A 19,768-nucleotide genomic window follows, 5' to 3' on the forward strand; every position below is an offset into this window, starting at 1 on the left:
TAGGATTGTATTTTCTAGAAAGAATCAATAATTTATTAGTATGTATAAAAAATATTTTAAACGTAGTATAGATTTTATCATTACATTATTTGGTTTTATTTGTATATCACCACTTTTTCTTGTGTTGTGTCTTCTTGTTAAACATAAACTTGGGTCACCAATTTTTTTTAAACAGGTGAGAATCGGTAAAGACGAAAAGCCTTTTAAAATGATAAAATTTAGAACCATGTTGGATTCTCGAGATGAAAATGGGAATTTGTTGCCAGATACGGATCGGTTTGCAAAATTTGGTGATTTTTTAAGAAATTCTAGTCTTGATGAACTTCCAGAGTTAATAAATGTTATTAAGGGAGATATGAGTTTGGTAGGTCCTCGTCCTCTCTATCCATTTTATTTACCATATTATACACCTGAAGAAAGTTTACGTCATACGGTTCGTGGGGGAATTACAGGTTTGGCGCAGATAAATGGTCGTGCATTATGTAGATGGGATGACCGTTTTGCCTATGATTGTAAATATGTTAAAGAAATATCATTAATAAATGATGTTAAAATTCTTTGGAGGACTTTTTTCAAGGTGGCAAGACAAAATGATATTGGTATTCCCTCTGTGACGGAGGAAGGAGGACTTCATCTTGTGCGTAAAATTCAACGGCCAGAGAAAATTGAATATGTGGAAAAGATTCGGTTAAAATGGGGTGGATATAATGTACCTCATTTCAATAAATAATACATTATCAATAAATATGAATAATCGTTTGATGATTCTAGGTACGAATGAGTATCAGAATCCTGTTATAGTTCGTGCCAAAGAATTAGGATATGAGACTCATGTCTTTGGTTTACAGAGGGGAGAGATCGGTGAGATTACAGCCGATTTTTTTCATCCTGTTGATATCTTAGATTATGACAGACTGTGGAAAGAATGTCAGAAATTGCATCCGTGTGGTGTAGTTTCTATTTGTTCAGAACTTGCAATGCATCCAATGAATTTTCTGTTACGTAAGATGGGAATTCCTTGTAATAGTGAGTGGACGGAGAAGATTTCTACAAATAAGTATCTCATGCGTCAAGTAATGAAAGAAGGAGGTATTGATAGTCCCAATTTTATGCTTGTTACAGAAAAAAGTGTTATTGAAGATATTTATGCAGCGACTTCTGAATTTATTTATCCTCTAATTTGTAAACCAGTAGATTTAAGTTCAAGTCGTGGCGTATTTAAAATTGATAAAAAAGGAGATTTAGAAAAAGCTCTTGATTATGCTTTGGGATGGTCAAAAACAAAAGAAGTTATTCTTGAAGAATTTATCGAAGGTCCTGAGTATAGTGGAGAAAGTATAGCGTACGAAGGAAAGTATAAGTTGTTAGCTATCACAGAAAAGCATACAACTGGAGCTCCTCATTTTGTTGAAATTGGGCATCGTCAGCCCGCACTTTTAGAGCCTGAGATGTTTAAAAAGATAGAACGGATTCTTTATAAGGCTTTTGCGGCAATGAAAATAGAATATGGTGCTGTTCATCCTGAATTTCGCATTGCTTCAGATGGAAAAATTTATTTTATGGAAATTGCTACCCGTATGGGGGGAGATTGTATAGGTACAGATCTTACACCTCTTTCCTCTGGTTATGATTTTATGGGGATGGTAATAAATATTTGTTGTGGGAAAGTTCCAGATTTTACAAAAGTAGGTAAGCCTAAAATAGCAGAAATTCATTATATTATGTGTCAAGAAGATTTGATAAAGTTTGAGAATCTTAAAAAAGAAAATCCAGAAATCATTTGGCGTTTTAGTAAAATGAGATCTATAAATGAAACTCCTATTTTGAAGAGTGCCGATCGTGCAGGGTACTATATTATAAAAAAATAAGTTATATGCGGCTATTAGAATTTTGTCGGAATAAGTCATTTTGGTTTCTTGATCGTTTGAAAGGTTCTGCAGTAAAAGAGGCTTTAACAATTCTTGAGAAGTGTGAGAATTCGGAATGGAATGATGAAGAAGTTTTTTCTTATCAACAAAAACAACTTATAAAATTATTAAAACATTGCCAGAATACAGTACCTATCTACGGAAAAATAGATTCCTTAAAACTTTGTGATTGGCCAATTCTTAAAAAGAATGACTATCGGGAAGATTATAGTAAACATCTTTCTATTGCCTATCAAAAAGAAAAGTTGTTTCCAATGTCGACAAGTGGATCAACAGGCACCCCTTTTGTTTGTTACCAAGATTTAGGTAAAAGACGTCATGTATATGCTGAAGTTTTATATTATAATGGTAAAGTTAATTATCAGATCGGGAAACGAATAATTTATTTGCGCTCTATTGTTGGAGAATGTAATAAATCTGTGATACAACAGATTTTTCAGAATATTTATTTATTAGATTGTCAAGACTTAAGTGATGATGGAATAGAGAAAAAGTTGAACTTCATCCGAAAATACACGAAGAATTGTGATGCTATGTTGATGGGGTATTCTTCTACTCTTGATGCTTTTAGGAGATATTTTGATAAGTTTGGTCATGAAAAAGCGCAGGGGTGTAATATTAGTGGGATTGTGGGAGGTTCTGAAATGTTGTTTGATAATACACGTATGTCATTAGAGCAAGCTTTCCATTGTAAATGTGTTTCACGTTATGCCAATGAAGAAAATGGTTTTTTAGGTCAAGATTATACAAAAAACAACATCTTTATTCCTAATAGAGCTAATTATTATATCGAAATTTTAAAATTGGATTCTGAGGAATCTGCGGAGCTTAATGAAGTTGGAAGAATTGTAGTTACAGATTTATATAATTATGCTATGCCTATGATAAGGTATGATACTGGGGATGTTGGTGCATGGACAATAGTAAAAGAACACGGAGTAACTCGTAAAGCTATTGGGTCTTTTGGTGGAAGAATCGTAGATATGATATTTGATTCTGAAGGTAAAGCTCTGTCTCCCCATTCTATTACTAATCTAATGTGGAGATATCAAAATATAAAACAATTTCAATTTGCCCAGATTGCTTGTAAAACCTATGAAATGCGTTTGGTGATAGAAAATGGCTCTATTAATGAGAAAAAAATGATTGATGAACTTCATGTAATTGTTGGTAAAGATGCATTCTTGAGTATAAAATATCTCAGTACTATTTCTACTGCAAAATCAGGGAAGAAAAAATATATTTTAAACGAAATGTTTTCGTAACTAGATTCTATTATGATATTTTTAGGCGATATCGCTTGTCCCGAAGAGAAAATACAATCGTTTGTTGATTGTGTTAATAGAATAAACGTGTTTGATAATGAGATTGTTATTTTTAATCTTGAGGCTAATATTTTGGAACCCCAAGAGATCGAACGTACTCTTACTCTTTTTAATTCACCACAAATTGTTCAAGCCTTTAGTAAAGCCCGGAAAGTAATCGTATCATTGGCAAATAATCACATGTATGATTATCCTGCGTTAATTCAGCGTACAAAACATTATTTGGAACAAAATAACATTGGTGTTTTTGGAATATGCGAAAATGATGGCTTAATTCTTCCATATGAATATGAAGATCGAGGTCGACATTATGCATTTTTTGGTCATTGTTGGAGGCTATATACAAGAACGAATTCAAATCAGGAGAATAATACCTGTGTGGTTGATAAGCCATATGATGAGTTTATAGAAGTCGTTAAAAACTATATTTTACTCAAGCCTTTAACTAAAGTGTATTGTTTTATGCATTGGAATTATGACCTTGAAAAGTGGATTATGCCGATGCATCGGAATATTTCAAGAGATTTGATTGATCTAGGAGTTGCAGGTGTAGTTGGTTGTCATTCTCATTGTCCGCAAGGTGCTGAGTTTTATAAGGGGAAACCGATTGCGTATGGATTAGGAAATTTTTATTTGCCATCTAATTGTTACTTTAATGGTAAACTTGTATTTCCTAGTTTTTCAAAAGAGACTTATGCTTTAAAAGTTAATGATGACGAAAATCGTATCTTATGGTTTAATACTGACAAAAATGATGAAATCGTTTCTTTCGTTCAAGAGGAAAGTATGAGAGGACCTAAAATAAGCGAATTGTCTTTATTTAAAACGATGTCAACAGAGCAGTATATTAGTTTTTTTAAAAAACATAGGAGTAAAAAGTTTTTAGTGCCTGTATATGTAGAATATTCAGGAGTTAAATACCAAATTCAGGAAAGATGGGCAATTTTTAGGGTACGAGTGTTACGTTTTATTTTAAGTATATTGAAAAGATGAATGTATTATTTTTAGCATTGTCATTTAGTACGCCTTTCCATAAAAGTTTTTATGAGGATTTGTTACGTGTTTTTCAAAAAAACGGAAATCATATATATGTTGCTTGTGCAAAAGAAAAACGGAATTCAGAGGAGATAGGTATTTCTGATTCTAGAGGGATTACGGTTTTGCGAATATCTACAGGAAATATTACGGGCAATATAGGGATTTTTGAGAAAGGGATATCAACATTAACAATTGATCTAAAATTTAAAAAAGCTATAAAGAAATATTATGGTGATATTAAATTTGATCTTATTTTATATCCGACTCCTCCTATAACTTTGGTTAATACGATTAAGTTTGTTAAAAAGAAAACTAAGGCTAAAACTTATCTTTTATTGAAAGACATTTTCCCTCAAAATGCTGTGGATTTGGGTATGATGGGAACAAAAGGAGTAAAGGGATTGATATATAGGCATTTCCGGAATAAAGAAAAGAAATTATACAGGATATCAGATTTCATTGGTTGTATGTCTCCTGCAAATGTTAATTATGTTTTAAGCCATAATAGAGAAATATCGCTAGATAAAATTGAAGTTTGTCCCAATTGTTTAGCAATTCCTTCGAAAATACCAGAATTTAAAAAAATTAATTCAAAGATAAAACATCGATACGGCATTCCTGAAGGAGCGCTTCTCTTTTTATATGGAGGAAATCTTGGAAGACCTCAAGGCATTGATTTTTTGATGCGTTGTTTGGAAAAAGAGAAGGACAATAAAAAAGTATTTTTCCTTATAATTGGACAGGGTTCTGAATATAATAAGTTAAAAACTTTTATTAAAACACAAAATTTATTCAATGCAAAGTTGTTAGCTTATATGCCTAAAGAAGAATATCAAGATATTGCTGACCAAAGTGATGTTGGCATGATATTCCTCGATCATCGTTTTACAATTCCGAATTATCCTTCGAGACTATTGAATTATTTAGCTTCAGGAATACCTGTTTTACTTGCAACAGATTCAAATACAGATATTGGTATAATTGCTAAAAATAATGGTTTCGGATTTTGTTGCAATAGTAATGATATTGAGGGATTTGCCATTATTGTAGATAATTTTATTCATGCTGATAGGGAAGCGATGGGACGTAAGGGGTGGACGTTTCTAAAAGAAAATTATTCTGTGGAAAATGGCTACCGTATTATTATGAATCATTTTAAAAGTTAAAAAATATGAAAACAATTCTTGTTACAGGTATCGGTGGGTTAACACCTCGTTCTCTTGCCGGTATTATTCGTGAAAACCATCCTGATTATAAAATCATCGGTTGTGATATAGAGAAAAAAGCTGTCGGTTTTTTCATGGAAGGACTTTTGGACGAATATTTTATCTGTCCTCGTTGTAATACCTTAGAATACTTCCCTTGGATAGAGAAACTTGTTAAAGAAAAGAATATTGATTACGCTTTTGTACAACCTGAGAGTGAAATTGTTGAGTGGGGAGACTATTATGAGAAGAATGGTAGATTTCCATGTCCCGTGTTTATGGGGTGTAAATTGCTTTCTGTTTCGTTGAAAGATAAGGCTATCATGGCGGAACTTCTTGAGGGGACGAAATTCATTCCTAAGACTATCAAGGTTACACAGGATAATCCGCGCTATGAAGATGTAGAAAAGGTTATTGGTTTTCCCTGTTGGATTCGTGCAACTAACGGAACAGGAGGATTAGGGTCTCTTCGTCTCGATGATATTAGTAGTTATAAAAGTTGGTTGTTTATCAACTCTAAAATTCAAGAGTTTACGGTAAGTGAATTCCTTACAGGGCGTCATCTTGCTAACGAGATGCTTTATTATAACGGAGAATATATAAAGGGTGCCGCTCTAGAATGTGTAGAATATGTGATGGCCAATACGGCACCTTCCCATGTTACAGGTAATACTCATTTCGGACGTTTCCTTAATGAAGATCATATTAATAAGTTTTGTGATGATTGTGTTAAGTATTTAGAAAAGAAACTTGGAGTATCTGCACATGGTATTCTTTCTTTTGATTTAAAGGAAGACAAGGATGGTAATATGAAAGTTACGGAAGTGAATATTCGACATATGGCATATACTGGGGTTATGGCTCATGTAGGTTTCAATCTTATTGAAGATACAATTAAGATTATGGAAGATGGAAATTGTGATAGGGTTGAGAGAGTTCCTTATTATCATTATGAAAAACCATATGTTTTTTTGCGTGATGTAGATGTAGAACCCATTGTTTTAGAGAGTGAAGAAGTCTTCAATTATCCTTTTCAAATATAGATAAAATGGAAAAACGTATTTATCTCTGTTTGGCACACATGAGTGGTGAAGAGCAGAAATTTATAAAAGAAGCGTTTGATACGAACTGGGTTGTACCTCTTGGTCCTAATGTTAATGGCTTTGAGGCAGATCTTGAGAGATTCATAGGAGGAGATAGGCGGGTGGTAGCCCTTTCAGCAGGTACTGCAGCTTTACATTTAGCATTATTGGCTTGTAAGGTAGGACAAGGTGACGAGGTGATTGTGCAGTCGTTTACGTTTTGTGCTTCTAGTCACCCAATTACTTATCTTGGAGCTTCTCCCGTTTTCGTGGATTCTGAATTAGATACGTGGAATATGGATCCTGTGTTATTGGAAATAGCTATTAAAGACCGTATAGTTCAAACAGGACGTAAACCTAAAGCCATAATTCCTGTAGCTCTTTATGGTATGCCATATGATTGTGAACGAATCATGGAAATAGCGAATCGTTATGATATTCCTGTAATTGAAGATGCCGCAGAGGGATTTGGCTCTAAGTTTGATGGCCGTATGCTTAGTACCTATGGGAGATATGGAGTTTTATCATTTAATGGTAATAAAATGATAACGACCAGTGGAGGAGGTGCTTTAATTTGTGCTAATGATGAGGATAAACGTGAAATTATGTTTTATGCGACACAGGCACGTGAATCATACCCTTATTATCAGCATGAAAAAATAGGTTATAATTATCGCATGAGTAATATTTGTGCTGGAATTGGTCGCGGGCAGATGTTTGTGGCTGCAGATCATATTGCTCATCATAAACATATTCAATCTCTTTATCGGGAATTGTTTAAAGATGTGGACGGCATTGCTTTGCATGAAAACCCATCTCCTCGTTATGATAGTAATTTTTGGCTTTGTACTATTATTCTTGATCCAAAGTTACAAGTGAAAGGAGAAAAAGATGCTTATAAGAATATGATTCAAGGGGTTGTTGGGGGAGCAGCTGGTGTAACACATATTGCTTCAACTTTACATACAGATTGTGAGCCAAATCCGAATGTTGAAGCTATGCGTAGAATGCTTGATAGCGTAAATGTTGAAAGTCGTCCTTTGTGGAAACCGATGCACAAACAACCGGTTTATAAAACAGCAGTATCTTACACGAATGGAATAAGTGAAAGTTTATTTAAGAGGGGACTTTGTCTTCCAAGTGGTCCTTATGTTTCTGATAGTGATGTGGAGTATATTGTAGAGAAAATCAAGGAGAGTATTGATTAATAGAATAACTCAGGTTGTTGGAAAAGGGAGAAAGAATTTGTGGCATAAGAAAATTTTTTAGATAAAATATTAATAATAAAATATTATCATGTCCATTTTTAAAGACAAAGTTTTATTGATTACCGGTGGTACCGGTAGTTTTGGTAATGCCGTGTTGAAAAGATTCCTTCGTACTGATATTGGAGAGATTCGTATTTTCTCCCGGGATGAAAAGAAACAGGATGATATGAGGCACGAATACCAGGCAAAGTTTCCAGAGGTAGCGCATAAAATTAAATTTTATATTGGAGATGTTCGCTCGTTGGAGAGCGTGCGCGCTGCAATGCCGGGTACAGATTATATTTTTCATGCGGCGGCCTTGAAACAGGTTCCTTCGTGTGAGTTTTTCCCGATGGAAGCTGTTCGTACGAACGTGGTCGGTACGGATAACGTGTTGACTGCGGCAATCGAGAGTGGGGTGAAGAGCGTTATCTGTCTTTCCACGGATAAAGCTGCATACCCGATAAATGCAATGGGGATCACCAAAGCCATCGAGGAAAAGGTGGCTGTAGCCAAAAGTCGCTTGTGTAATCCTGATAAAACAAAAATTTGTTGTACGCGTTACGGTAACGTGATGTGTTCCCGCGGTTCCGTTATCCCGCTTTGGATCGAACAAATTCGAGCAGGACTTCCCATTACTCTCACGGAGCCATCGATGACTCGTTTTATCATGAGTCTGGATGAAGCGGTTGATCTTGTTCTTTTTGCTTTTGAGCATGGAGCAAATGGAGATATTCTCGTGCAGAAAGCACCGGCTTGTACGGTACAGGTTCAGGCGGAAGCTGTTTGTGAGCTTTTCGGAGGGAAGAAAGAGGATATTAAGGTAATTGGTATTCGCCACGGGGAGAAAATGTACGAGACGCTTCTCACAAAGGAAGAATGTGCTAAGGCGGTGGACATGGGGAATTTTTATCGAGTTCCGGCGGACAACCGGGATTTGAATTACGACAAGTTTTTTACAGAGGGAGATGTTGAGCACGTTACGATCGAGGAATTTAATTCCGATAACGCCTATCGGTTGAGCTTGGAAGAAACTAAAGTGAAAATTGCAGCATTAGAGTATATTCAAGAAGAACTAGCAAAAAAGAAATAATATGGCAGAATTTAAGAATAACGGTAAATTGAAGTTACTTATCATCGTGGGAACAAGACCGGAAATTATTCGTCTTGCTGCCGTGATTAATAAGTGCAGGCTGTATTTTGATTGTTTGCTGGCTCATACCGGGCAGAATTATGATTATAATCTTAACGGGATTTTTTTCAAAGATTTGAAATTGGCCGATCTTGACGTGTATATGGATGCTGTGGGGGCGGATTTGGGAGAGACAATGGGTAATATTATCGATAAAAGTTACAAGTTGATGGTGGCAACCCGGCCGGATGCGGTTCTCGTGCTTGGGGATACGAATTCTTGTCTTAGTGTGATTAGTGCGAAACGTTTGCATATTCCGATTTTTCACATGGAAGCGGGTAATCGTTGCAAGGATGAATGCTTGCCGGAAGAGACAAATCGCCGGATTGTTGATATTATTTCCGATGTTAACATGGCTTATAGTGAACATGCTCGCAGGTATCTTGCGGAATGTGGGCTGCCCAAGGAGCGTACTTACGTGACGGGTTCTCCGATGGCGGAGGTGTTGCATCAGAATTTGGCAGAAATAGAGGCTTCCGATATTCATGAACGTCTCGGATTGGAGAAAGGGAGGTATATCCTTCTCTCGGCTCACCGTGAAGAAAATATTGACACGGAGAAAAATTTTCTTTCTCTTTTCACGGCTATAAACATGATGGCAGAAAAATACGATATGCCAATTCTTTATAGTTGTCACCCAAGGAGTCGTAAACGGTTGGAAGTTTCCGGTTTTCAACTTGATCGTCGTGTGATTCGGCATGAACCCTTGGGATTTCACGATTATAATTGTTTGCAAATGAATGCTTATGCCGTCGTTTCTGATAGTGGGACATTGCCCGAGGAAAGTTCTTTCTTTATTTCAGTGGGACACCCGTTCCCGGCAGTTTGTATTCGAACTTCTACCGAGCGTCCGGAGGCTATAGACAAAGCTTGTTTTTTTATCGCTGGGATTGATTCCGCTTCTTTGTTACAGGCTGTAGAATGTGCTGTTGATATGAACGAAAACGGAGACCATGGTATTCCTGTTCCAAATTACGTGGACGAGAATGTTTCCACGAAAGTAGTGAAAATCATTCAGTCTTATACCGGTATTGTTAACAAGATGGTTTGGAGAAAGTTTTAGCATGAAAATACTTGTTACAGGTGCAAAAGGATTCGTAGGTAAGAATCTTTGTGCCGAATTAAGAAATATCAAGGACGGGAAATCTCGTTGTTGGGGAGATCTTGTTGTTGACGAAGTTTTTGAATATGATGTAGATTCTACTTCAGAGGAGTTGGACGAGTGGTGCAAGGAGTGTGACTTTGTCTTTAATTTGGCGGGAGTCAATCGTCCGCAAAATCAAAAAGAGTTTATGGAAGGGAATTTCGGTTTTGCTTCCACGTTGCTTGATGCTCTCAAAAGGCATGGGAACGTGTGTCCGGTGATGCTTTCGTCTTCCCAACAGGCTTCATTGACCGGACGTTTTGGTGATTCCGAGTACGGACGTTCGAAAAAGGCTGGAGAAGATTTGTTTCTTGATTATGCAACAGATACGGGGGCTGAAGTGTTGGTCTATCGTTTCCCCAATTTGTTTGGAAAGTGGTGTCGTCCGAACTACAATTCCGCTGTAGCGACATTTTGTAATAATATCGCGAATGATTTGCCCATTCAAGTGAATGATCCAACGGTTGAACTGGAATTACTTTATATTGATGATCTTGTGGCGGAGATGATTTCTGCCTTGAAGGGGAAGGTACATCGTTGCGAGTTTAACGGCTTGGATGTGGTGCCTTCTGTTACGGGAACTTATTGTTACTGCCCTATTACTCATAAGGTGACTCTCGGTGAGATTGTAGATAGGTTGCATGAATTTGCCGATCAACCTTTGACGTTGATGATGCCGGAGATTCCTGCCGGTTCTTTTGTAAAGAAATTATACTCGACATTTCTAAGCTATTTGCCGGAATCTAAGGTGGCTTTTCCGTTTAAAATGAATATTGATGCCCGCGGGTCTTTCACGGAACTTTTACATACTGCAAAGTGTGGTCAAGTTAGTGTCAATATTTCCAAGCCGGGAATAACGAAAGGGCAACATTGGCATCATTCCAAGTGGGAGTTTTTCATTGTTGTTGCAGGACATGGACTGATCCAAGAACGTAAGGAGGGAACTGACGATGTGTTCGAGTTCGAGGTCTCGGGAGATAAAATTCAGGCAGTACATATGCTTCCGGGTTACACTCATAATATCATTAATCTTTCGGAAACAGAAAATTTGGTAACAGTGATGTGGGCAAATGAAATTTTTGATCCTACGCATCCGGATACCTATTGGGATCCGGTTATTAAATAATCTGGTTTGAAAAGACGATAGAGATAGTATTATTCTTAAAAAGGGTATAACGAAAGTGGTTTTACGCTTTCGTTATACCCTTTTTTGTTTTCGGACAGTTTTGTCGTGAGGCATTTTTTGTTGAAAGGTCATCTTGCGGGATATAAAAATAATCGTTATGAAAGAAACGAATGATCAGACAAAAGGTCTCATGCGAGACTGTTTTTTTGTGCGTCAGGGTGAACGTAGGGAAAGGTGTTTTTACTCGGAGATATTGTACGTGGAGGCTTCGGGATGTTATTGTTATATTCACCGTCGGGATAAGCCCCGGTTGTCGATTGCTTACCCTCTCTTGATGTTGGAGCCTTTTTTGCCCGTGGATATGTTCCGGCGGGTACACCGGAGTTATATCGTGAACCTTTGCGAAGTGGATGGCTTTATCGGGAAAGCGATCTGTATCGGCAAGAGCGTGCTTCCAGTCAGTCCACCTTACCGAGCGGCGGTCTTCGGGTGTTTTAATTTCTGGGATTTAGGACGGGTGAAAAAGGGGCGAGAGGATAAGGAGATGTAAGGGGAAGGAAATTTGTTAATCATTCTTGTGGGGTGACCTTATCCCATTACGCTTTGTATTGTTGGTTTATTTTTTTATTTTTGTTGGTAGTAATCAAGAAAGGAACACGTGTATGAAATCCACAAAAGAGTACATAGAGTTGTTGAAGGAGTTTAAAAACAAGGAAGCGGGACATTATGCAATATCCCGTATCGGGATTTTCGGTTCTGTTGCACGAGGAGAGCAAACAGAGGAGAGTGACGTGGATGTGTATGTAGAGTGTCCCCCAATGGGATTGTTTCGTCTTGGAAGCTTGAAAAATACTTTGGAACAATTGTTCGGATGTCGGGTTGACATTGTGCGTTTACGGGATCACATGAACGCTTTTTTGCGAGAACGAATAGAGAAGGAGGGTATTTATGTGTGATAAGCGACTTGTGTTGTCTGAAATCGGACAAATCATAGAGACTATCGATGTTGTTTTAAGGCGAACGAAAGATGTTCAGATATTAAATGATTTTTTGCTTTCGGAATCTGGGATGATCCTGTTGGATAGTGTTTGTATGAAGTTAATAGCGATAGGGGAAAGTGTGAAGAAATTAGATCGTTTGACAAATAAAGATTTGCTGAAAAATTACCCTTCCGTGGATTGGAAAGGAGTTATGGCGATGCGAGACATCATTGTTCATCATTATTTCGAGATAGATGCGGAAATTGTTTTTCAAACGATACATGATGATTTGCCGTTGTTGCGGGATGTGCTTCTTCAGGTGCAAGGTGATGTGGAGTTATCTAGAATGTAAAGAGAGTGACTAAAATTTGAGGTGTTTTTCTGAAAAAATAGTAGATTTTGCCGGGGGAGATGTTTAGACGGGTACATCGAAGTTATATCGGTTTATTTTTGTTGGTATGGGTAAGAATAAATAAAGGTGTGCATTATTTTCGTTTATAAACGAAAATGAGTATATTCGTGCAAATATTTATGTTATGAACGAAAAAATTGCATTATTAAGGAGGTATAACTTCTGGGGTTCAGATTCTATAGATTTAGGATACAAACGAAGTACGTACGTGGATAACATTGCCGGATATATCGGCAGTAAACTTATTCGAGTGCTTGTTGGACAACGGCGTTCCGGAAAAAGTTATATTCTGCGACAAATAGCCGGAGAGCTTATTGATAGTGGAATAAATCCGAACAACATTCTCTTTATCAACAAAGAGTTTACAGATCTTGAATTTCTAAAAAACTACAAGGATTTGGACGAAGTGATAAAGGCGTATAAAAAGGAGTTGAATCCGGTGGGAAAGATTTATATATTCATTGATGAGATTCAGATGATCGATGGTTGGGAAAAAGTAGTCAACTCTTATTCCCAGGATTACTCAGAAAGCTATGAGCTGTTTATCAGCGGATCTAACTCAAAGATGCTTTCCGGAGAATTAGCAACTTTACTTTCAGGTAGATATATATCATTGGAGGTGTTTCCATTCAGTTACCAAGAATATTTAGGTATCACGCAACAACAGTGCGGCAGACAAAGTTATTCGGATTATATGAGTAGCGGAGGACTCCCTGAATTGTTTATGCTGAACAAACCTGAACTCAAACGTAATTATGTCTCGGCAATAAAAGATACTGTTTTATTACGTGATATTATTCAGCGATACAATGTACGAGATGCGAAGTTACTTGAGGATATCTTTGCGTTTCTGGTAAACAATGCCTCCAATCTCGTATCAATTGCCAACATAGTCAATTTTTTCAAAAGTCAGGGACGCAAGACAAGTTATGATGCCGTTTCGAATTACATCGGATATATCGAAGACGCTTTTCTTATTCATAAGTGTGACCGTTATAACATTAAAGGAAAAGATATTATGTCGGGGAATGCCAAATATTACATTAATGACTTGGCATACAAGAACTATCTCTATCCGGGATACGGTTACGGCTATGGATATTTAGCGGAAAATCTTGTCTACTTGGAACTTAAAAGAACCGGGTATAATGTTTATGTCGGATCTCTCAGAAATAAAGAGGTCGATTTCATCGCTCAAAAGGCAGATCGCACGATATACTTACAAAGCACCTATATGCTTACAGATGAAGCTACGGTCGAAAGGGAATATTCTGCACTCAAAGCTATTGACGATAATTTTGAAAAAGTCGTAATTTCTCTTGATGAAATAACTATGCCTTTGAATGAAGGTATCAGGCATATCAAAGCATGGGAGCTTGATAAAATATTGTAATCAATTACTTGCAAACAAGGGGCTGTCTAAAAAGTCTTATTCGGTATCTACAAACTACCTCCTCCAACTCCCCCTTGCACAGGGGGAGAGCTGATTATCAAGCGGTTCTTATTTCTGTGTAAGGTGGGGGGTAGGGAGGTTACCCATCTCATGGGGGGGAAGAAGAAAAAGTCTGTTCGGATGAATTTTCCTGTCATTCGGATGATAAATGAGTGTGTTCGGATATAATGGTTGGTAACGGGCGTTCTGGGGTGTACTTTTGGTATATCAAATTTAAAAACAAAAGATTATGGGTGTATTACAGAACGTGATTAGGGAGATCGGTGACATCGTGAACCGGTTGTCGGTTTCTTCGAAAGAAAAGCAGAAGATTCAGGAAGAGATTCAATCTTTGGTGTATCGTTACAAGAGTGAGCTGGTGCGGGAACAGTCGGCGGCGGTGGGGGAAGAAGCCCGGGGAAATTGGTTGCAGAGGTCTTGGCGCCCTATCGTGATGCTGGCGTTCGCGTTGGTGATTTTGTCGGGGATGTTCATGGAATCGACGTTGTTGTCCGATAGTTCCCGTTTGTGGGATTTGCTGGAGATCGGGCTCGGGGGATACGTGATCGGGAGAAGCGGGGAGAAGGTGACGGATTGTTTGTTGTCAAGGAAATGGAAGTAAAACGGGGTGCCATGGAAATTATTGAGAATTTGTTGTTCGGGGATAACGTGAAGTACTTGCAGTGTTCAAAGTATCGGGTGAAACTATCTCGTGTGGATACGATTGTTTTACATAGTACGGTTGGAGCCGGAGCGATTTCATCGGCACTTTATTTGGGCCGGCCGGACACGAGTGTTTCCGCTCACGTGGTGGTCGGAAGGGACGCGGAGGTTTTCCAGTTGTTGCCTTTTGACGTGAAGGCTTGGCACGCCGGGAAGAGTTTCCATGCTGGGCGGGTGAATCTGAATGATTGTTCGATCGGGATCGAGCTGGATAATGCCGGGGAGTTGCAACGCGTGGGGGACCGTTATTATTCGAGTTTCGGGCGGGAATATTCTCCCGATCAGGTGTACACGACGGAAGAAGAGGGGAGGGCGAGATACTGGCATTCTTTTACCGAGGGGCAGTTCGGGATTACGGAGGAGATCTGTAGCTTGTTGAAAGAGTGTTACGGGATCAAGTACTTGGTGAGACACTCGGACATCACCCCTCGAAAGACGGATCCGGGTCCGGCGTTTCCTTTTGATGAGTTAAGAAAAAGGTTGAAGTTTTAGTAATGAAAAAAGGAGGTAAGTATGGCTTGTTGTTATTCAAATTTGTTTAATCGTTTATCGGGGCGGGTGGGACGTGTTATTTACTATCAGGTGGGGGATCATCTTTACGCGAGAGCTGCCCCGGGAGAGGTGAAGGATTGTCGTTCGGAGTTGCAATTGTATTACCGGGAGAGGATGAGGAAGACGGCGACTTTTTACGGGGTGATCCGGCAGACATGGTTGGCCCGGATCTGGCAGATGTTGGGAGTGGTGGAGCGTCGTTCGGGATATAATCTTTTCCTGCAGGCTAACATGCGGGCGTTTAACGGGGAGGGGTTGCTGTATGATCTCGTGCATTTCAGTGCCGGGAACTTGTTTTTACCGAGTGAGTTGCAGGGATGCCGGGAGGGCGATAAGGTTCGCCTGACGTGGAAGAATGAATACGTGGTACGGGAAGAGCGTTTAGGGGACGAGTTGTGGTGCGTGGTGATGATGGAAGACATGAGGTTTCGGATTGTGACTCCCGAGGCGATCGGGAGTGTTCGTCGGGATGAGAGTGCGGAGATTGAACTCACGGAAGAGCGAGGAAAGAGGATTCACTTGTATTGTTTCTTTGGTTCGGTAAACAGGTGTGATTTTTCAGAAAACGTGCATTTAGTATTGTAATTTATATGTTTCATTTTAAATTTTAAGATTATGGCTTTATTTAAATCATTTGTATTGGGAGAAGTGAGAAAATCAGTGGCAAACATCACGATGTACGCGGGGGCAAACGGGTATAGTATTGCCCGAGGGAAGAGAAGCACGATGCGTAATCCCAGAACTCCCGGGCAGTTGACGCAACGAGCGAAGATGAAAGCATTGCAGGTGGCTTCGCTGTATTTTGCCCCGGCGGCAGAACTCGGTTTCCCGGGAAGAAAAGCGGGAAGTACGTTTTATAATGCCTTCGTGAAAGCGAATATGAAGGCCGTTACGGTTGACGAGGAGTATCGTCCGACGATTGACTACGAGAAGATCGTGTGTGCCGAGGGGAGCCTGCAGGATGGAACACTGACCGTGTCGTTGAACGAGGATCAGGATATGATAACGATTACCCAGGAGGCGCAAAGTCGCTGGTCGGTGGTGGCGAACCCGACGGACGTGTTGTACGTGGTGGTTTACGAGAAAACGGGAAACCAAATGATCGTGGAACCTTGCCGGAACCGTCAGGAGAATGGCGTGACGACGATTGGCTTGGACGACGGATGGGTGAAGGAGAATCTGGAGGTGTATGCTTTCATGTTGTCGAAGGATAAGAGGAAAGCGTCGAATAGTAAACGGTTAACGATTAATGGTTGAAATGGGAAAACTTTAGATTGATGAGATGGTGATTTTACATGCCGGACGGGGAGAGAAGATTGGAGAAGGGGTCCGGCATGTAAGTTGTAAAATGTTGGCTTGATGTTTCTGATCTTTTAAATAAGAATTGCTTATGTCTTTTGAATTGACTATATTTGTAATAAATATTTTGGTTATGTCTGAAAAAGAGATGAATTCTTATCGTTTAACCAGTTTGGAAGAACCAACTGATGAAATGCTTACTACTTTGATGAAAGAAGTTGCTGAAGAAGCAAAACGTAAATCGGAAGAAGCGCATAAAAAGTTTTTTCAGGAAATAAGAGAGTATATCCGTAAGCAACGGGCAAAATGGGGGAAAGAATATAATGTAAGTTTTAGTAATGAATGATTTTTGAGATTTTAGTCTTAGTAAAAAATGGCACTCTACGTAGGGTGCCATTTTTTATATCATGGAGAATGAATTACATGAGGAAGTGATCACTGATCGATTTATGCTCGTAGATGTTGCGGATCGTGTCGGCAAACATGGGAGCGATCGGTAATACTTTAATTTTTGAGCAAGGTTGTTTCTGGGGAATGGAATCGGTGAAGATTACTTCCGTCAGTTTTGATTTCTCGATATTTTCGTATGCCTTACCGGAGAGGACTGCATGGGTGGCCACGGCACGTACGCTGGCAGCACCATTGTCCATAAGCATATCGGCTGCTTTGCAAATTGTTCCGGCCGTATCGATCATGTCGTCAACAACGATGATATTTTTGCCCTCTACATCCCCGATCACTTTCATGTCGGCAACTTCATTTGCCCGGATACGGGTTTTGTGGCAGATGATCAACCCTGAATCAAAGTATTTTGCCCAGGAATTTGCTCTCTTGGCCCCACCGATATCAGGGGAGGCAATGGCAAAATCACGTAATCCTAAAGATTTGATGTAAGGAATCAACACGGTAGAACCGTATAGGTGATCCACGGGAACATCGAAGAATCCTTGAATTTGGTCGGCGTGTAAATCCATGGTGATAATTCGGTCGACTCCGGCTGCTTGTAGCATATTAGCCACTAGTTTTGCCCCGATGGCGACACGCGGTTTATCTTTCCGGTCTTGACGCGCGAACCCGAAATAGGGGATTACGGCGATTACCTTGTAGGCAGATGCTCTTTTGGCGGCATCGATCATCAAGAGTAATTCCATGAGGTTATCACTGGGCGGGAAGGTTGATTGCACGATAAACACGTGTTCGCCTCTCACCGTTTCGTCGAATGAGGTGACGAATTCTCCGTCACTAAATCTCGTAAACGTTTTTTTACCGAGTTCCAGCCCTAGAGAACTAGCAATACTTTCTGCAATATATTGGCTATTCTCTCCGGCGAAAACTTTAATTTCGGGAAGATTTGACATATCTAATTCATTAGTTGAAACACTTGGCAAAAGTATGAAATTATTTTGTTCCACCAAAGGAATTTGGTGGAACAGTTACAAGTTGCAGGTTTGCAGGTTACAAGTTGTAATCGTTGTGTTTTTTACACGAACCGTTTGATCTCTTCGCTCGAAAATGTTATATTTGTTCCAACAAAGATGTTGTTGAAACAGTTTCAAGTTACAGGTTCGTAGGTTACAAGTTGACTAGCTTGCTGTTCAATGATAAGACTGGTTTTCTTAACTTGTAACCTGTAAACTTGCAACTTGTAACTATGTGTGGTATGTTTATTTTATTAATTAATATATTTTCAAATAGATGGAAGAAATCAAAAAGTACGTGGAAGAGAACAAGGAACGTTTCCTGAACGAGTTATTCGAGTTGATTCGCATTCCTTCAATCTCTTCATTGTCTGAGCATAAGCCAGATATGTATCGTTGTGCCGAACAATGGACGAAAATCATGTTAGCTGCCGGAGCGGACCGGGCAGAAGTATATGAAACAGAGGGTAATCCGGTTGCTTACGGGGAGAAGATCATTGATCCGGCTCTTCCTACGGTGTTGGTGTACGGGCATATGGACGTGATGCCGGTTGACCCGATCGAGTTGTGGAACACGAAACCTTTCGAGCCGGTTATTAAAGATGGTAAAATCTGGGCTCGCGGGGCTGACGATGATAAAGGACAGGCTTTCATGCACGCGAAAGCGTTTGAATATTTAATGAAATCCGGAAAATTGAACTGTAACGTGAAGTTCATGATCGAGGGAGAAGAGGAAATCGGTTCCCCGAGTCTTCCCAAGTTCTGCCGGGATCATAAGGATATGTTGAAAGCTGATGTGATTCTGGTTTCCGATACCAGTATGATTGGCCGTGATATTCCTTCAATTACCACGGGATTGAGAGGTTTGGCTTACTGGCAGGTTGAGGTTACTGGTCCGAACGCTGATTTGCATTCCGGTATTTTCGGGGGAGCGGTGGCGAACCCGATTAACGTGTTGTGTAAGTTGATTGCCGATATGCAAGACGAAAAGGGACATATCACGATCCCCGGTTTTTATGATGACGTGTTGGAAGTAACTGCCGAGGAACGTGCGAAGATGGCCAAGGCTCCTTTCAATTTAGAAAATTACAAGAAGTCTCTAGATATTAAAGAGGTGAAAGGCGAAGAAGGGTTCACGACCAATGAACGTACGGGCATTCGTCCGACATTCGATGTTTGTGGAATCTGGGGTGGTTACACGGGAGAAGGTGCCAAGACCGTATTGCCTTCTAAAGCATATGCCAAGATTAGCTGCCGTTTGGTTCCGAACCAGAAACATGAGAAGATCGCGAAATTGTTCAAGGAATATTTCGAGTCTATCGCTCCGGATTACGTGAAGGTGAAAGTGGATTACCTGCATGGCGGACCTTCTTACGTGTGCCCGATAGATCTCCCGGCTTATAAGGCTGCCGAGAAAGCATACGAGGAAGTGTATGGAAAACAACCCGTTCCGGTTCGTTCTGGTGGTAGTATTCCAATTATTGCCACTTTCGAGGAAGTGCTGGGAATCAAGTCCGTACTGATGGGCTTTGGGTTGGGTTCCGATGCTATCCATTCTCCGAACGAGAACTATCCGTTGGAGCAATTCTTTAACGGAATCACGACAATTCCATTATTCTACAAGTATTTCGGAGAGATTATGAAGAAATAAATTTTGTAGTCCAT

General features: G+C 39.5%; 21 protein-coding genes. 20 read left to right on the forward strand and 1 reads right to left on the reverse strand.

The annotated features are described in order from the left end of the window. Positions 1 to 40 precede the first annotated feature (40 nt). The 19 genes from QVC79_RS00670 (at position 41) to QVC79_RS00760 (ending at position 17,031) form a co-directional block, all read left to right on the forward strand. On the forward strand, positions 41 to 730 hold the full coding sequence (locus QVC79_RS00670) for a sugar transferase (RefSeq protein ID WP_151412020.1): 690 nt from the start codon (positions 41 to 43) through the stop codon (positions 728 to 730). Between the two features lie 16 nt (positions 731 to 746). Further along, complete coding sequence (locus QVC79_RS00675; RefSeq protein ID WP_124318400.1) at positions 747 to 1,868, forward strand: ATP-grasp domain-containing protein; 1,122 nt, start codon at positions 747 to 749, stop codon at positions 1,866 to 1,868. A 5-nt stretch (positions 1,869 to 1,873) separates the two neighbouring features. Continuing rightward, positions 1,874 to 3,193 (forward strand): phenylacetate--CoA ligase family protein, encoded by a 1,320-nt coding sequence (locus QVC79_RS00680; RefSeq protein ID WP_151412006.1) that lies wholly within the window; start codon positions 1,874 to 1,876, stop codon positions 3,191 to 3,193. Positions 3,194 to 3,205: 12 nt separating this feature from the next. Beyond that, a complete protein-coding gene (locus QVC79_RS00685; RefSeq protein WP_151411998.1) occupies positions 3,206 to 4,246 on the forward strand; it encodes a CapA family protein in 1,041 nt (346 codons plus the stop codon). Then, entirely contained in the window at positions 4,243 to 5,457 is a 1,215-nt protein-coding gene (locus QVC79_RS00690; protein WP_151411991.1) for a glycosyltransferase family 4 protein, read from the forward strand. The genes QVC79_RS00685 and QVC79_RS00690 overlap by 4 nt, the downstream gene beginning before the upstream one ends. 5 nt (positions 5,458 to 5,462) lie before the next feature. Further along, positions 5,463 to 6,539: an ATP-binding protein gene (locus QVC79_RS00695; RefSeq protein WP_124317391.1), complete on the forward strand. Its 1,077-nt coding sequence runs from the start codon at positions 5,463 to 5,465 to the stop codon at positions 6,537 to 6,539. Positions 6,540 to 6,544: 5 nt separating this feature from the next. After that, positions 6,545 to 7,786, forward strand: a complete 1,242-nt coding sequence (locus QVC79_RS00700) for a DegT/DnrJ/EryC1/StrS family aminotransferase (RefSeq protein WP_124317392.1) — start codon at positions 6,545 to 6,547, stop codon at positions 7,784 to 7,786. Positions 7,787 to 7,874: 88 nt separating this feature from the next. After that, positions 7,875 to 8,918: a polysaccharide biosynthesis protein gene (locus tag QVC79_RS00705; protein ID WP_124317393.1), complete on the forward strand. Its 1,044-nt coding sequence runs from the start codon at positions 7,875 to 7,877 to the stop codon at positions 8,916 to 8,918. 1 nt (position 8,919) lies between these two features. Next, positions 8,920 to 10,080, forward strand: a complete 1,161-nt coding sequence (gene wecB, locus QVC79_RS00710; protein ID WP_124317394.1) for a non-hydrolyzing UDP-N-acetylglucosamine 2-epimerase — start codon at positions 8,920 to 8,922, stop codon at positions 10,078 to 10,080. Position 10,081: 1 nt separating this feature from the next. After that, a complete protein-coding gene (locus tag QVC79_RS00715; protein WP_124317395.1) occupies positions 10,082 to 11,287 on the forward strand; it encodes a capsular polysaccharide biosynthesis protein CapF in 1,206 nt (401 codons plus the stop codon). 157 nt (positions 11,288 to 11,444) lie between these two features. Further along, complete coding sequence (locus QVC79_RS00720) at positions 11,445 to 11,837, forward strand: LytR/AlgR family response regulator transcription factor (RefSeq protein WP_118304589.1); 393 nt, start codon at positions 11,445 to 11,447, stop codon at positions 11,835 to 11,837. Between the two features lie 112 nt (positions 11,838 to 11,949). Further along, positions 11,950 to 12,243 (forward strand): nucleotidyltransferase family protein, encoded by a 294-nt coding sequence (locus QVC79_RS00725; protein WP_087419111.1) that lies wholly within the window; start codon positions 11,950 to 11,952, stop codon positions 12,241 to 12,243. Next, a complete protein-coding gene (locus QVC79_RS00730; RefSeq protein ID WP_270595619.1) occupies positions 12,236 to 12,619 on the forward strand; it encodes a HepT-like ribonuclease domain-containing protein in 384 nt (127 codons plus the stop codon). Before QVC79_RS00725 ends, QVC79_RS00730 begins: the two co-directional genes overlap by 8 nt. A 184-nt stretch (positions 12,620 to 12,803) precedes the next feature. Continuing rightward, positions 12,804 to 14,072: an ATP-binding protein gene (locus tag QVC79_RS00735; protein WP_124317396.1), complete on the forward strand. Its 1,269-nt coding sequence runs from the start codon at positions 12,804 to 12,806 to the stop codon at positions 14,070 to 14,072. A 289-nt stretch (positions 14,073 to 14,361) separates the two neighbouring features. Beyond that, positions 14,362 to 14,733 carry a 3TM-type holin gene (locus QVC79_RS00740; protein WP_087419109.1) on the forward strand — a complete coding sequence of 124 codons (372 nt, stop codon included), beginning with the start codon at positions 14,362 to 14,364 and terminating at the stop codon, positions 14,731 to 14,733. An 11-nt stretch (positions 14,734 to 14,744) separates the two neighbouring features. Then, positions 14,745 to 15,326, forward strand: a complete 582-nt coding sequence (locus QVC79_RS00745) for an N-acetylmuramoyl-L-alanine amidase (protein WP_270595618.1) — start codon at positions 14,745 to 14,747, stop codon at positions 15,324 to 15,326. Between the two features lie 21 nt (positions 15,327 to 15,347). Next, positions 15,348 to 15,971 carry a hypothetical protein gene (locus QVC79_RS00750; RefSeq protein ID WP_124317889.1) on the forward strand — a complete coding sequence of 208 codons (624 nt, stop codon included), beginning with the start codon at positions 15,348 to 15,350 and terminating at the stop codon, positions 15,969 to 15,971. Positions 15,972 to 16,001: 30 nt separating this feature from the next. Next, complete coding sequence (locus tag QVC79_RS00755) at positions 16,002 to 16,643, forward strand: DUF6266 family protein (RefSeq protein ID WP_270595617.1); 642 nt, start codon at positions 16,002 to 16,004, stop codon at positions 16,641 to 16,643. Positions 16,644 to 16,776: 133 nt separating this feature from the next. After that, positions 16,777 to 17,031 carry a hypothetical protein gene (locus tag QVC79_RS00760; protein ID WP_229128143.1) on the forward strand — a complete coding sequence of 85 codons (255 nt, stop codon included), beginning with the start codon at positions 16,777 to 16,779 and terminating at the stop codon, positions 17,029 to 17,031. Between the two features lie 73 nt (positions 17,032 to 17,104). Here the strand turns inward: QVC79_RS00760 and QVC79_RS00765 are convergent, their stop codons facing one another. After that, positions 17,105 to 18,043, reverse strand: a complete 939-nt coding sequence (locus QVC79_RS00765) for a ribose-phosphate pyrophosphokinase (RefSeq protein WP_124317893.1) — start codon at positions 18,041 to 18,043, stop codon at positions 17,105 to 17,107. Between the two features lie 337 nt (positions 18,044 to 18,380). Here QVC79_RS00765 and QVC79_RS00770 point away from each other — a divergent pair, with 337 nt between their 5' ends. After that, complete coding sequence (locus QVC79_RS00770; protein ID WP_118304581.1) at positions 18,381 to 19,754, forward strand: dipeptidase; 1,374 nt, start codon at positions 18,381 to 18,383, stop codon at positions 19,752 to 19,754. Positions 19,755 to 19,768: the final 14 nt, after the last annotated feature.

It is taken from the genome of Butyricimonas sp., assembly GCF_019423355.1.
Lineage (GTDB): Bacteria > Bacteroidota > Bacteroidia > Bacteroidales > Marinifilaceae > Butyricimonas > Butyricimonas faecihominis.